Source organism: Pseudomonas nunensis, from assembly GCF_024296925.1.
Taxonomy (GTDB): Bacteria; Pseudomonadota; Gammaproteobacteria; order Pseudomonadales; family Pseudomonadaceae; genus Aquipseudomonas; species Aquipseudomonas nunensis.
This window is the reverse complement of record NZ_CP101125.1, coordinates 5,056,912-5,070,274: the sequence shown is the minus strand read 5'-3', so window position 1 is coordinate 5,070,274 and position 13,363 is coordinate 5,056,912. Positions and strand designations below refer to the sequence as shown.

At 59.1% G+C, this 13,363-nt stretch carries 13 protein-coding genes; 7 read left to right on the top strand and 6 right to left on the bottom strand.

What is annotated here, in order from left to right; all coding sequences use genetic code 11:
- Positions 1-38 precede the first annotated feature (38 nt).
- The gene (gene yaaA / locus NK667_RS22330; RefSeq protein ID WP_054616072.1) at positions 39-818 is read right to left on the bottom strand and encodes a peroxide stress protein YaaA; all 780 of its coding nucleotides are present in this window, start codon (positions 816-818) and stop codon (positions 39-41) included.
- Positions 819-1,082: 264 nt separating this feature from the next.
- Between yaaA and NK667_RS22325 the strand changes: the two genes are divergently transcribed.
- The 6 genes from NK667_RS22325 to NK667_RS22300 all read left to right on the top strand — a co-directional run bounded on the left by NK667_RS22325 (position 1,083) and on the right by NK667_RS22300 (position 6,430).
- Positions 1,083-2,207 (top strand): polysaccharide deacetylase family protein, encoded by a 1,125-nt coding sequence (locus NK667_RS22325; protein ID WP_054049714.1) that lies wholly within the window; start codon positions 1,083-1,085, stop codon positions 2,205-2,207.
- 346 nt (positions 2,208-2,553) lie between these two features.
- Positions 2,554-3,948 carry a PhoH family protein gene (locus NK667_RS22320; protein ID WP_054049712.1) on the top strand — a complete coding sequence of 465 codons (1,395 nt, stop codon included), beginning with the start codon at positions 2,554-2,556 and terminating at the stop codon, positions 3,946-3,948.
- Positions 3,949-4,191: 243 nt separating this feature from the next.
- Positions 4,192-4,665, top strand: coding sequence for a cyclic pyranopterin monophosphate synthase MoaC (moaC, locus tag NK667_RS22315; protein WP_054049711.1), 474 nt, complete (start codon positions 4,192-4,194; stop codon positions 4,663-4,665).
- Positions 4,662-4,904 (top strand): molybdopterin converting factor subunit 1, encoded by a 243-nt coding sequence (gene moaD / locus NK667_RS22310; RefSeq protein ID WP_054616071.1) that lies wholly within the window; start codon positions 4,662-4,664, stop codon positions 4,902-4,904. The genes moaC and moaD overlap by 4 nt, the downstream gene beginning before the upstream one ends.
- A 3-nt stretch (positions 4,905-4,907) precedes the next feature.
- Entirely contained in the window at positions 4,908-5,360 is a 453-nt protein-coding gene (gene moaE / locus NK667_RS22305) for a molybdopterin synthase catalytic subunit MoaE (protein WP_054049707.1), read from the top strand.
- Positions 5,361-5,653: 293 nt separating this feature from the next.
- Positions 5,654-6,430, top strand: coding sequence for an ABC transporter substrate-binding protein (locus tag NK667_RS22300; RefSeq protein ID WP_054616070.1), 777 nt, complete (start codon positions 5,654-5,656; stop codon positions 6,428-6,430).
- A gap of 108 nt (positions 6,431-6,538) precedes the next feature.
- Here the strand turns inward: NK667_RS22300 and NK667_RS22295 are convergent, their stop codons facing one another.
- The 5 genes from NK667_RS22295 to NK667_RS22275 all read right to left on the bottom strand — a co-directional run bounded on the left by NK667_RS22295 (position 6,539) and on the right by NK667_RS22275 (position 11,835).
- A complete protein-coding gene (locus tag NK667_RS22295; RefSeq protein ID WP_054049704.1) occupies positions 6,539-7,165 on the bottom strand; it encodes a helix-turn-helix transcriptional regulator in 627 nt (208 codons plus the stop codon).
- An 89-nt stretch (positions 7,166-7,254) separates the two neighbouring features.
- On the bottom strand, positions 7,255-8,382 hold the full coding sequence (locus tag NK667_RS22290) for an NAD(P)/FAD-dependent oxidoreductase (RefSeq protein ID WP_054616069.1): 1,128 nt from the start codon (positions 8,380-8,382) through the stop codon (positions 7,255-7,257).
- Positions 8,383-8,532: 150 nt separating this feature from the next.
- The gene (locus NK667_RS22285) at positions 8,533-9,480 is read right to left on the bottom strand and encodes an ornithine cyclodeaminase family protein (protein WP_054616068.1); all 948 of its coding nucleotides are present in this window, start codon (positions 9,478-9,480) and stop codon (positions 8,533-8,535) included.
- 126 nt (positions 9,481-9,606) lie between these two features.
- The gene (gene rhlB, locus NK667_RS22280; protein ID WP_054049698.1) at positions 9,607-11,094 is read right to left on the bottom strand and encodes an ATP-dependent RNA helicase RhlB; all 1,488 of its coding nucleotides are present in this window, start codon (positions 11,092-11,094) and stop codon (positions 9,607-9,609) included.
- Between the two features lie 84 nt (positions 11,095-11,178).
- The gene (locus tag NK667_RS22275; RefSeq protein ID WP_054049695.1) at positions 11,179-11,835 is read right to left on the bottom strand and encodes an alpha/beta hydrolase; all 657 of its coding nucleotides are present in this window, start codon (positions 11,833-11,835) and stop codon (positions 11,179-11,181) included.
- A gap of 468 nt (positions 11,836-12,303) precedes the next feature.
- Here NK667_RS22275 and NK667_RS22270 point away from each other — a divergent pair, with 468 nt between their 5' ends.
- The gene (locus tag NK667_RS22270) at positions 12,304-13,335 is read left to right on the top strand and encodes an amino acid ABC transporter substrate-binding protein (RefSeq protein ID WP_054049693.1); all 1,032 of its coding nucleotides are present in this window, start codon (positions 12,304-12,306) and stop codon (positions 13,333-13,335) included.
- Positions 13,336-13,363 lie beyond the last annotated feature (28 nt).

Below are 13,363 nucleotides of genomic sequence, written 5' to 3'. Positions count from 1 at the left end.
AGTGCGCACGACCGACGGTCGTGCGCTGAATGAGTGCGTTACTCGGGAGTGTGATCGCGCAGGAATACCAAGTTGTCCGGTTTGGACTGTTCGGTACTGTAACGATAACCCTGGATATCAAACTGTTTGAGAGCGTCCGGGTCGTTGATGCGTTCTTCGATAACGAACCGGCTCATCATCCCGCGCGCTTTCTTCGCGTAGAAGCTGATGATTTTGTACTGGCCGTTCTTCAGGTCCTTGAACTCGGTATTGATGATGCGCGCGTTCAAGGCGCCGCGTTTGACCGCCGAGAAGTACTCGTTGGAGGCCAGGTTCAGCAGCACGTCGTCACCTTGATCGGCCAGCGCTTCGTTCAGCCATTCGCTGATCCGCGTGCCCCAGAAGGCGTACAGGTCCTTGCCACGGGCATTCGCCAGTTTGGTGCCCATTTCCAGCCGATAAGGCTGCATCAGGTCCAGGGGACGCAGCAGGCCATACAGACCGGAGAGCATGCGCAAATGCTGCTGGGCGTAATCGAAATCGGCTTCAGTGAAGGTTTGGGCATTCAGGCCGGTGTATACGTCACCCTTGAAGGCCAGCAGCGCCTGCTTGGCGTTTTCCGGGGTGAACGCGGGTGTCCAGCTGCCAAAACGCGCGGCGTTGAGCCCGCCGATCTTGTCGGAGACGTGCATCAACTCGCTGATCTGCGCCGGCGTGAGGTCGCGCAACTGCATGATCAGCTCCTGGGAATGGTCCAGGTATTGCGGCTGGGTGAAACGCTGGGTGGCCGGCGGTGTTTCGTAATCGAGGGTCTTGGCGGGGGAAATCACCATCAGCATGAAGTCGTCTCCTTTAATCGTGCGGCGATTCTAGGGGGTTGTTGGTGTTGACTCCAGCTATGGGTGTCATAGGTGATCGGTGGTGTCATGGAACAAGATCGCAGCCTCGCTGCGCTCGACAGCTCCTACGGACCGAGTTGGCGCGAAATCGGATTTGTAGGTGCTGTGTAGGAGCTGTCGAGTGAAACGAGGCTGCGATCTTTTAGCCCCACTGCGATATCGCGATATATAGTGCCGCGCGGGTTTTGTTATGGAGACATCCCTTTGCGTATCGTTTTTTTATTCTCGGCCTGGCTCTTGAGCTTCGGTGCCCTGGCGGCGCCCGGCGATGTCGCGACCCTTGATCGCAGCACTTGGCCGGAACAACTCACCAGCCCGACGCTGTTCGACGTCGCGTCGCGGGCCGAAATCCTCATGTTTGCCCGCGTCCTGCTGGCCAGTGAGTCCCTGGATGAAGCCAGCCTGGCACGACGCCTGGGCCTGCGCACGATCAATCTGGACGCGGTCAACAGCCTGCGCGAGCGGATGTGGCAGCGTCTGCTGACCAACTACAACTTCGCCCAGCAGAGCTGCGATCAGGACGCGTCGTTCTGTTTCCTGGTCGAAGACCTGCCGACCTTGCGCGAGCAAGCGGCCAAGTTTCAGGTCAGTGACGACAGCTTCTATATCAAGTGGTCGGAGCCGAGCCGCCTGTTCCACGCCCAGTACCTGGACGAGCAATTGCGCAAAGCCGCGCTGTTTCCGCAAACCAGCAGCGAAGTCGATCGTTTCGGCGACTATGAACGCAACGGCGACGAGATGCATGACCGCCTGTTTCTGCTGACCTTCGACAGTGCGGCCAATGCCATTCCGGACAACACCGGGTGGGTCGCCGAGTACCTGCGCAAGTCGAACATCAGCGGCACGTTCTTCGTGCTCGGCAAGGACATCCAGGCGCGTCTGGTCGAAGGATCAGTGGCCAGTCTGCAAGCGATGTATTCACAGCAATGCCTCGGTGTGCAGGGCTGGGAGTTCCGCTCCCACAGCCATTGGCAAGACTGGCAGGACTCGGTCAAACGCAGCGCCGAACTGGTGAAGAGCAAACTGCCGGAAAACTATGTGCCGCTGTTCCGCCCGCCGGACGGCCAGCGTCGTTCCGATGCGCAGGGCTTCTTTGAGTCGCAGGGTTTGCAGGTGGCGCTGTGGGACATCGATCCCCAGGACGGCGCGGGCAAGCTCAAGGGCAGCCAGAGCGCCCAGCGAGTGCTGACGCTGATGCTGTTGTGGCGTCACGGTGTGATCAATTTCAATGTGAAGCAGGACGCGGTGAAAACCTCGATGCCCTGGCTGATCGGCCAAACGGCGCAAAGCGGGATCGGTTGGGAGGACTGTCAGGTGGCGTTTCGCTGAAATACGCAAAAGCCCGCAATCATTGGGGCAGAGGGCAGGGCGGGGCGAATTTGAAAGGAATTTCGATGCAGGCGGACTTCCGACTTTAACGGCACAATGCCTGCACGCCAAGGGCTATTCGTCACTCTGAAAAATAAACTTCAAAAAAACGTCAAAGTACTTTTTTCTGTCATGGGTTTTGGAGTATTACGAAGACAGACCGCCGAAACCTGCAACACAGGTGGCGTCTTCCAAGACCCATTTGTGAGCAGTTCACTTGAGTCCCAACAGGTGAATTCGGTGGCCACTTCGAGGCGCAGCACTGTCACGGTATTGCGTCGAATGGCTCCCACAAAGGTGACCGAGTATGGATGATCACGGACGTAGTTCTTCTTCCAACCAGCCAATCCTTTATGTACTCGATACCAACGTATTGATTCACGATCCAAACGCCCTGCTTAACTTCGAAGAACACCACGTTGCGATCCCGATGACCGTGCTTGAGGAGCTGGACAAGCTCAAGAGCGGGCATCACAGCGTTGCGGCCGAATGCCGTCAGGCGATCCGCCTGATCGACAAGACCCTGGGCGATGCCAGCCCCGAGGATGTCGAACTCGGTGTGCCGATCCAGCGCGGCAAGAGTGGGCCCAAGGGTTTGCTGTCAATTCTGATGAGCAAGCGCGCTGAGCCGAACATCATTCTGCCCGAGCACCTGAACGACAACATCATCATCAACCAGTTGATCGACCTGCACGCGCGCGAACCAAAATTGCCCGTGGTGCTGGTGACCAAAGACATCAACATGCGCCTCAAGGCCCGGGCGTGCGGGATTGCGGCCGAGGATTACAGCACCGACCAACTGGTCGACGACGTTTCGCTGCTGCCTAACGGCTACCACAACATGACCGGCTCCTTCTGGGACCTCGTGAGCAAGGTCGAAACCCGTCAGGACCACGGCCGCACCTGGCACCAGGTGAAGCTGATCGACAACCTGCCGGCGGTGCACATCAACGAATTCATCATCGACGAACAAGGGTTTGTCGGCTGGATCAAGGAGATTGAAGAAGACCGTCTGCTGATTCTCGACCTGCATCAGGAGCCCCTGTTGCACCAGGAAGCCTGGGGCCTGAAACCGCGTGACATCTATCAGAGCCTGGCGCTTTACGCCTTGCTTGATCCGGACATTCACCTGGTCAACCTGTCCGGCGCGGCCGGTTCCGGTAAAACCATCCTGGCCCTGGCCGCTGCGATCGAGCAGACCATGGTCAGCAAACGCTATCGCCGCATCATCGCTACCCGCAGCGTGCAGGGCCTGGATCAGGAAATCGGCTTCCTGCCCGGCACCGAAGCGGAAAAAATGGAGCCTTGGCTGGGCGCCATCACCGACAACCTCGAAGCCTTGCACATGGATGACGAAAACACCCATGGCAGCGTCGACTACATCCTCAGCAAAGTGCCGTTGCAGTTCAAATCCCTCAACTACATCCGGGGTCGCAGCTTCCAGCAGAGCCTGATTTTGATCGATGAATGCCAGAACCTTACGCCGCACCAGATGAAAACCATCATCACCCGTGCCGGCGCCGGTTCCAAAGTGGTGTGCCTGGGCAACCTGGCGCAGATCGACACCCCTTACCTGTCCGCGACCAGCTCCGGGCTGACGTACCTGACCGAACGCTTCAAAGATTTCCCTAATGGTGTGCACATCACCCTGCAAGGGGTGCCTCGCTCGATCCTGGCCGAATACGCCGAAACGCATCTGTAACCGCATCAGACAAACCGGGCGGCCCTAAAAGCCGCCCGGTTTTTTTATGCCCCAACCAAAATCCCCTGTGGGAGCGGGCTTGCTCGCGAATACGGTGTGTCAGTCAATACGTGTGCCGACTGACACACCGCTTTCGCGAGCAAGCCCGCTCCCACATTTTTGGATCGTGGTGACCCGATAATCAAACGTGCGGAAAATTGACCCGCAGGTTTACAATCGACGCTCCTGATCAGGAGTAAACCTGTGCTGACTCATCTCGATTCCCAAGGTCGCGCCAACATGGTCGACGTCACTGAAAAAGCCGTGACGTTCCGTGAGGCGACGGCCCAAGCGCTGGTGCGCATGCTGCCCGAAACCCTGCAGATGATCGTCAGTGGCGGTCACCCAAAAGGTGATGTGTTCGCCGTGGCGCGCATTGCCGGTATCCAGGCCGCGAAGAAAACCAGCGACCTGATTCCCCTGTGCCACCCGCTGATGCTCACCGGCGTCAAAGTCGAGCTCAGTGCCGAAGGCGACGACACCGTGCGCATCGTCGCGAAGTGCAAGCTGTCCGGGCAGACCGGCGTTGAGATGGAAGCCCTGACCGCTGCCAGCGTCGCCGCGCTGACCATCTACGACATGTGCAAGGCTGTGGATCGCGGCATGACCATCGAAAGCGTGCGCTTGCTGGAGAAACTCGGCGGCAAGAGCGGGCATTTTCAGGCAGACCCGTCATGAACATTACGGTTAAGTTTTTTGCCCGCTACCGTGAAGCGCTGGGCGTGGACTCCATCAAGGTCGAAGGCAATTTCGCCACCGTGGATGACGTGCGGGCGTTGCTGGCCCAGCGCGATGGCGCTGATGTCCTGAGCGAACAGAACCTGATGTGCGCGCGCAACGAAGACCTCTGCCAGCTCGACGAGCCAGTGGTCGATGGTGATGAAGTGGCGTTCTTTCCGACCGTGACCGGGGGCTGAGCCATGGCGATTCGCGTGCAGTCCACGGCATTCGATCCAGGTGCTGAAGTCAACGCCATGCACGCTGCCAATGTCGGCGTTGGCGCGGTGGTGAGTTTTGTCGGCTACGTGCGCGACTTCAATGACGGACTCGACGTCGCCGGGATGTTTCTCGAGCATTATCCGGGCATGACCGAAAAGGCCTTGGGCAAGATCGCACTCGAGGCCGAACAGCGCTGGCCGCTGCTCAAGCTTGAAGTGCTGCACCGCATCGGCGCGCTGGAGCCGGGTGAGCCGATCGTCTTCGTCGGCGCCGCCAGCGCCCACCGCCAGGCCGCGTTCGATGCCTGCGCGTTTGTCATGGACTACCTGAAAACCCGCGCACCGTTCTGGAAGAAAGAAAACACCAGCGACGGCCCGCGTTGGGTGGAAGGGCGGGACAGTGATCATGCGGCGGCGGATCGCTGGAAGAAGTAAGTCAGCCTGTTGTTTCTTTGTTGTCCGCTCTGCCGCCTTCGCGAGCAAGCCCGCTCCCACAAGGGAAACGCATTCCCCTGTGGGAGCGGGCTTGCTCGCGAAGAGGCCCTTCGCTTCACCCAATAATCTACTGACTGAGCACCCGACCATCGGCCGGGTATGATGCCGCTTGCCCGATTGACGATTTATACATAAAAGTCCAGTATGGAATTATAAGTACAAAAAAGGCGTTCCCCACGTTTCCGTTCTTTCTTCTGTCTTGCCAAACCAACAACAACCGCGAGAAAACGAACATGAAGAAATTCCCCCTCATCACCGGTCTGGCCCTGAGCCTGTTAGCGTGCAGCTCAGCGTTCGCCGCCGATAAAACCCTGCGCATCGGCATCGAAGCAGCGTATCCGCCGTTCGCCTCCAAGACCGACAAGGGCGAGATCGTCGGTTTCGACTACGACATCGGCAATGCCCTGTGTGCGCAGATGAAGGTCAAGTGCGTCTGGGTCGAAGGTGAGTTCGATGGCCTGATTCCTTCCCTGAAAGTGAAGAAAATCGACATGGCGCTGTCGTCCATGACCATCAACGAAGACCGCAAGAAGTCGGTGGATTTTACCCACAAGTATTACTTCACCTCGTCACGCCTGGTCATGAAGCAAGGCGCGGTGGTGGATGACCAGTACGCCAGCCTCAAGGGCAAGACCATTGGCGTGCAGCGCGCCACCACCACTGACCGTTACGCCACTGAGGTTTTCGAACCGAAGGGCATCAACGTCAAGCGCTACGGCAACAACGAAGAAATCTACATGGACCTGGCCGCCGGTCGCCTCGATGCGATTTTTGCCGACACCATTCCGCTGAATGATTTCCTGTCGATGCCGCGTGGCGCCGGTTATGCGTTTGTCGGTCCGGAGCTCAAGGACCCGAAATACGTGGGCGAGGGCGCCGGGATTGCGGTGCGCAAGGGCAATACAGAGTTGGTCAGTGAGCTGAACACAGCCATTGATGGCATTCGCGCGAGTGGCGAATACCAGAAGATTTCCGACAAGTATTTCAAGTCCGACATCTACGGCGACTGATCAATCGCCTTCGCGGGCAAGCCTCGCTCCTACATGGGAATGCGTTTCCCCTGTAGGAGCGAGGCTTGCCCGCGAAGAGGCCCGATCAACCAACACACATCTAAAAGCCTAGCCCTTCAATTCCTTCAAATGCTTGTACACCGTCGCCCGCCCCATGTTCAGCACGTTGGCCACATAGTTGGAGGCGCTTTTGCCTTTGAACGCGCCTTCAGCGTGCAGCGCCAGCACCAGTTCGCGTTTGTGGTCACGGCTCAGCACATTCAGGCTCAACTGACGTTCGCGCAGCCAGGCATGCAGGAACGTGTTGATCCGCTCCTGCCAGTCATCGCGGAACAGTGAGTCCGGTTGCGGGATCAGCTTGGTCGGCGACAGGAACAGATCCAGCGCAGCCTTGGCATTCTCGAACAGCGAAATATTCAGGTTGATGCACAGCACGGCCAGCGGATGGCCGTCGCTGTCGCGCAGCACGCTGCTGAGGCTGCGAATCTTCTGACCGTCCCAATTGAGCTTTTCGTACGGTCCGATATTTCGTTCGCTGACATCGTCGCTGAGCATGTCCTCCAGCGCCGCGTCATCGCCGATTTCCCGCTTCGACAGGTTGTTGGCGATGTAGTCGATTTTTTGCGTGCGCAGATCGTGCAGCACCACCTCGGCGTGAGGAAAGAACAGTGTGGCGATGGCGTCGGCGATCGCTCGGAAGTTGTCCAGCGCCGGGTCTTTTTCAGGTGCATTCATACAGGGAGCTCCAGGCAACGTCAGCGCCCCATCAGGCAGGGCGCTGGAAGTTTGCCGCAATCGTGGCGGCACGTCACCCAAGTCCGCGCTCAAGCCAGGCGCGCCGGGGAGAGCATCGCAGCATCGAGGCCGAAACGGCTTAGTTGTTCCGGCAAGGCTTCGCCGCGAACCAGCGCAGCGCTGGCCTGGCCCATGGCCGGCGACGTCTGGATGCCATAGCCACCTTGCGCCGCGACCCAGAACAGCCCCGGCACTTGGGTATCGAAACCGGAGAGCAAATCACCGTCAGCCACGAAACTGCGCAAACCGGCCCAGGTGCGGGTCGGGCGGCGGATGGACAGGGTGGTGGCTTCTTCGATCTGGTAGATGCCCATGGCGATGTCCAGTTCTTCGGCCTGCACGTCGTGGGGTTCCACCGGGTCGGCGTTGGCAGGCGAGCCGAGGAACATGCCGGCGTCAGGCTTCATATAGAAGGATTCGTCGAGCGCCACCAGCATCGGCCAATGATGGATGTCCACGCCCTCGGGGCCGGCGAAGATGAAGGCTGCACGGCGTTTCGGTTGCAGGCCTAAAGGCGTGGCACCGGCCAGTTCGCCGATCTTGTCGGCCCAGGCGCCAGCGGCGTTGATGATCACGGGCGCGGTGAAAGTCTGTCCGTTGGTTTGCACCTGCCATTGGCCTTCGGTGTCACGGCTCAGGCTCAGCACTTCGCTGTCGGTATGGATTTCACCCTTGTTGCGCTTGATGCCACGCAGATAACCTTGGTGCAGGGCGTCGGTGTCGATGTCGCAAGCGGTCGGGTCGTAGAGCGCGCCATGGACTTTTTCCCGGCGCAGGATCGGCAGGCGCGCGCAGGCTTCTTCGGCGCTTAGCAATTGCATTTCCGGCACCGTGGCTTTGGCGCTCAGGTACTGATTGTTCAGCTCGGCCGGGTCGCCGGTGAAATCCACGGTCATCTCGCCGCGCGGGGTCAGCAGCGGGTGATCGCAGAAACCGCTGGGCGGGGCGTCGAAGAAGTCGCGGCTGGCCTGGGTCAGCGCGCGCACTTGCGGCGTGCCGTAGGCGGCGGTGAACAGCGCGGCGGAACGTCCGGTGGAGTGATAAGCCGGATGGGTTTCGCGCTCCAGCACAATGACGCGCCCGTGCTGCGACAGCCAGTAACCGGTAGAGGCGCCGGCAATCCCGCCGCCGATGATGATGAAGTCTGCCTGGCTCATGAACGTCTCCTGTGGGGCGTAAATACCAAAATGTTGAAAATCCCCTTGTGGGAGCGGGCTTGCTCGCGAATACGGTCTGACATTCACCCTTGATGTCGACTGACACACCGCTTTCGCGAGCAAGCCCGCTCCCACATGGGAATTGTGGTGTCAGGGCTGTAGGCGATAGAGGGCATTCGCCAGCGCAATGTCTTCCAGGCCCAGGCCAATAGAGCGGAAGAATACGTGGCGGTCATAACCGGGACGTTGCACTTTTTCGCTGAGCAGATCGGGCAGGTCGCCAACAATGGCGTCCTTGTCCCAGCCATGTTGTTCGACAGCGATCAGCATTTCACCTGCCGAGCCCGGGGTGGTCTGACGATAGTCGCAGAACACCTGCATGTCGTTGAGGCTCTGGGGCGGTACTTCGTGGGCCCGTGGCGCGTTGGTGCTGATCGAGGTAATGAGTGCCGGTTTGGTCAGCGTCGCTGGATCAATCACAGGCCCTGCGGACGAGGTGCAGAGCATGATCACGTCCGCGTCCTGAATCGCCGCTTCGCGACTGTCGACGAGGGTCAGGCGTGAGTCGAGGCTTGTGAGTTGGGCCAACGCTTCGGGGGCCAGTTCGCTCAGGCTTGGCGAGTACAGGCTGATGCTCTGCCACTCCCGCAGATTCTTGACGTAGTGCAAGTGCGCTTGGGCCACTTTGCCGCTGCCAATAATCGCCAGGCGCCGGGCGTTCAACGGGGCGAGGGCATCGACCGCCACAGCGGTGGTCGCGGCGGTGCGGGCGGTGGTCAGCTCGCCGGCATCACAGAGCAACAACGGCTGGCCGGTTTGCATCGACATCAACAGCGTCCACGCCGTCACCAGCGGACCTTGCTCGCGCACGATATAAGGCGAAGTCTTGACCCCATACACGCCGTCCTCAGCCAGCACACCCAAGTAGTTGATGAAGTCGCCAGCGCCCTGAGGGAACTCCACCAGTTGCTGCGCCGGTTGTACCGCTTGCCCGGCGGCCAGGTCTCGGAACAGCTTGCGCAGGATCTGCGGTACATCGACCTGTGCCAGCAACTCGCGGGCCTGAAGTTGATTGATCACGTAAGGCGTACTGGACATGTTCGGCTCCGGGCGCTGAAAGTAAACTAATTTGTCTATTATGGACATTTAGTTGTCTTGAGCAATCTCCAGACGTAAAAAAAGCGCAGTCCGTTGCCGGCTGCGCCTCTTTTTGATGCGCCTGAGTTAAGGGCGCTTGCGCTCAACCGCCCGCAGTAGATGCGTCGGTGGCGTTTCACAACTGATTTTGCGACCCAGCAGCGCCTCGATAGACGGTAGCTGGTAGGAATCGTCTTCACCGGCGAAGCTGATGGACACGCCATCGGCGCCCGCGCGACCGGTACGACCGATGCGGTGCACGTAGTCGTCCGGCACTTCCGGCAGGGTGAAGTTGATCACGTGGCTGATGCCGTCGATGTGGATACCACGACCGGCAACATCGGTAGCCACCAGCACGCGGATCTTGCCTTCGCGGAAACCTTCCAGGGTCTTGATACGCTTGTGCTGCGGCACGTCGCCGGACAGTTGCGCGGCGTTGACGCCATCGCGCACCAGGCGTTCTTCGATGCGGCGCACTTCATCCTTGCGGTTGGCGAAGACCATCACCCGCTCCCAACCATTGTCGGTGACCAGGTTGTAGAGCAGCTTGTATTTGTCGGCACCGGCCACGGCGTAGATGTGTTGCTCGACGTTTTCGCTGGCCACGTTCTGCGACTCGATCTCGACGATCGACGGGTCGGTGGTCCATTGCTTGGCGAGGTTCATCACGTCTTCGGTGAAAGTCGCGGAGAACAGCAGCGTCTGACGCTCGTTCTTCGGCGGGGTCTGGCGAATGATCTGACGCACTTGTGGGATGAAACCCATGTCGAGCATGCGGTCGGCTTCGTCCAGGACCATGACTTCGACCATGTCCAGGTGCACGTCGCCGCGCTGGTTGAAGTCCAGCAGTCGGCCCGGGGTGGCGACGAGGATGTCGCAGTGACGGGCTTCGAGGTGCTTGAGCTGCTTGTCGAAGTCCATGCCGCCGACAAATGTCATGACATTGAGGCCGGTGTACTTGGTCAGGTCGGCGGCGTCCTTGGCGATCTGCACTACCAGTTCGCGGGTCGGCGCGATGATCAGCGCCCGCGGTTCACCCATGTAGCGTTCCTTGGGCGGCGGGGTTTCCAGCAACTGGGTGATGATCGAAATCAGGAACGCGGCGGTTTTGCCGGTGCCGGTCTGGGCACGACCGATGGCGTCTTTGCCGGCCAGGGTGAAACCGAGGACTTGCGCCTGGATCGGCGTGCAGTACGGAAAGCCCAGGTCCTGGATGGCGTGCATCAGTTCAGGGGCAAGCTTGAAATCGTGGAAACGGGTTTTGCCTTCCAGCGGCTCGACGGCGAAATCTTCGAGCTTCCAGGGAATAACCGGCGCCTTTGGCTTCGGTTCGCGACGCGGTTTTGCAGGTTTCGGCGCTTCGCTGAGCGGTTGCTCGGCAGCGATTGGCTCGACAGGTAGGGCGGCCGGTGTGGTCACGGGCTCTTGTTTCGGTGCCGCTGCGGCTGCGGTCCGGCCAGGCTGACGACCGTCGGTGCGGTGGCTGGGGGTGTGAGACGGAGCGCTGGCGACTGGCGCGAGCTGCTCAGTCTCGCTTTTACCGAACATTTTTTTGAGTGCTTTGAGCACGGTCATCTCATCAATTGGTTAAGGAATGTACGCCGGCCAGTGTAATGCAAGAATCAGGCGCGGCGTAGCGGGATGATCAAAGGATAGGTATTAACGCAAGCGCTCTGCGAGCCAGGTGCCAATATCGCGAATTTCCTCGGGTAACACTTCGTGGCCCATTGGGTATTCCTGCCATGTCACGGTGACACCACGCTGCTTTAAATGCTCATAAGCGCTACGACCCATGGCGTTTTGCACAACGTCATCGTACTGGCCGTGCAGGCATAGCACAGGAATGCGCTGCTGGCTGGCGCAAAGCTCCAGTTCATCGCTGAACGTCGGTGCATAAGTAGACAGGGCAAGTACCCCGCCCAGCGCTCCCTGCCATTTCAGGAAAGCGCTGTGTAAGACCACTGCGCCACCTTGGGAAAAACCGGCGAGAAAGATGCGCGAGGCGTCTATTCCGCTGGCCTTCTGCTCTTCGATCAGCTCGATCACCATGTTCGCCGACTCGTCCAGCTGCTCGCGGCTGATGGCGCGTGCCGGGTTCATGGCCAATATGTCGTACCAGCTCGGCATCTCGTAGCCACCATTAATGGTGACCGCGCGGGTCGGCGCCTGGGGCAGGACGAAGCGGGTGGTCAGCAGGGTTTCCTGTAGCGCTTCGGCCACCGGCAGAAAGTCATAGCGATCGGCGCCCAGGCCGTGCAGCCAGATAACGCAGGCGTCTACGGGCTTGCCGGGCTGAAGAATCAAGGGCTGGGTCATGTCTGCTCCAATTTTGTGCGTGCGCTCTCATTGAGTGCGTGATCCGAGTGCGCGTCAGGTTGATCAGTTAAGAAGATGTCGCAAGGCTACAAGTTTTGCTATTGACCTGTCGCTGAATCGCTTTAGCGGGCGACGTGGTACGGGCTTTGCTATGGGGAAACCTGTGCAACCAATCTCGCGCCTGGCGGTAACACTATCAGTGTACTGCTGACGACGGGATAGCAAAGAATCCGGTGATGGATGTTCGCCAGTGGCCGTTACGGGCTTAGCGAACGTGAAAGGGCTACAGCCCGTTCGGCCGATTGGTGAGAAGTGAGTTGTCCATGATGTGGATTTTCTCCTACTAGACTCATAGCTAAGGTCCTACGTCGGTTGACCCCAAAAAAAGCCAACACGGGTCAACAACGCCTCAAAAGGGTGCGACGGGACTCTCGCTCCGACACAACAAGAGCAAAACTGGAGGTTTGAATGAAAATGTTGAAATCCACCCTGGCTATCGTGACTGCAGCCGCAGTGCTCGGTGTCAGTGGGTTCGCTCAGGCGGGTGCAACCCTGGATGCAGTGCAGAAAAAAGGTTTCATTCAGTGCGGCGTGAGTGACGGTCTGCCGGGTTTCTCGGTTCCGGACTCCACCGGCAAGATCCTCGGGATCGACGCTGACGTCTGCCGCGCTGTGGCAGCCGCTGTGTTCGGCGACGCTACCAAGGTCAAGTTCAGCCAGTTGAACGCCAAGGAGCGTTTCACCGCGCTGCAGTCTGGCGAAATCGACATTCTTTCGCGTAACACCACCATGACCAGTTCCCGTGACGCGGGCATGGGCCTGAAATTCCCTGGCTTCATTACTTACTACGACGGCGTTGGCTTCCTGGCCAACAGCAAGCTGGGCGTGAAAAGTGCCAAGGAACTGGACGGTGCAACCATCTGCATTCAAGCCGGTACCACCACCGAGCTGAACGTTTCCGACTACTTCCGCGCCAACAACCTGAAATACACCCCGATCACTTTCGACACCTCCGATGAAAGCGCCAAGTCGCTGGAATCCGGTCGTTGCGACGTGCTGACCTCCGACAAATCGCAACTGTACGCACAACGCAGCAAGCTGGCTTCGCCAAAAGACTACGTGGTTCTGCCAGAAACCATCTCCAAAGAACCACTGGGTCCAGTCGTACGTAACGGCGACGACGAGTGGCTGGCGATCGTTCGCTGGGTTGGCTACGCACTGCTGAACACCGAAGAAGCCGGTATCTCTTCGAAAAACGTTCTGGCTGAAGCCAAGTCCACCAAGAACCCGGACGTTGCCCGTATGTTGGGTGCTGACGGCGAATACGGCAAAGATCTGAAACTGCCTAAGGATTGGGTCGTCAAGATCGTTTCCCAAGTCGGTAACTACGGCGAAATCTTCGAGAAAAACCTCGGCAAAGGCACTCCGCTGGAAATCGACCGTGGCTTGAACGCCCTGTGGACCAACGGCGGCATTCAATACGCACCACCAGTGCGCTGATGGTTCTGTCACCCGGTGGGCCAACCAC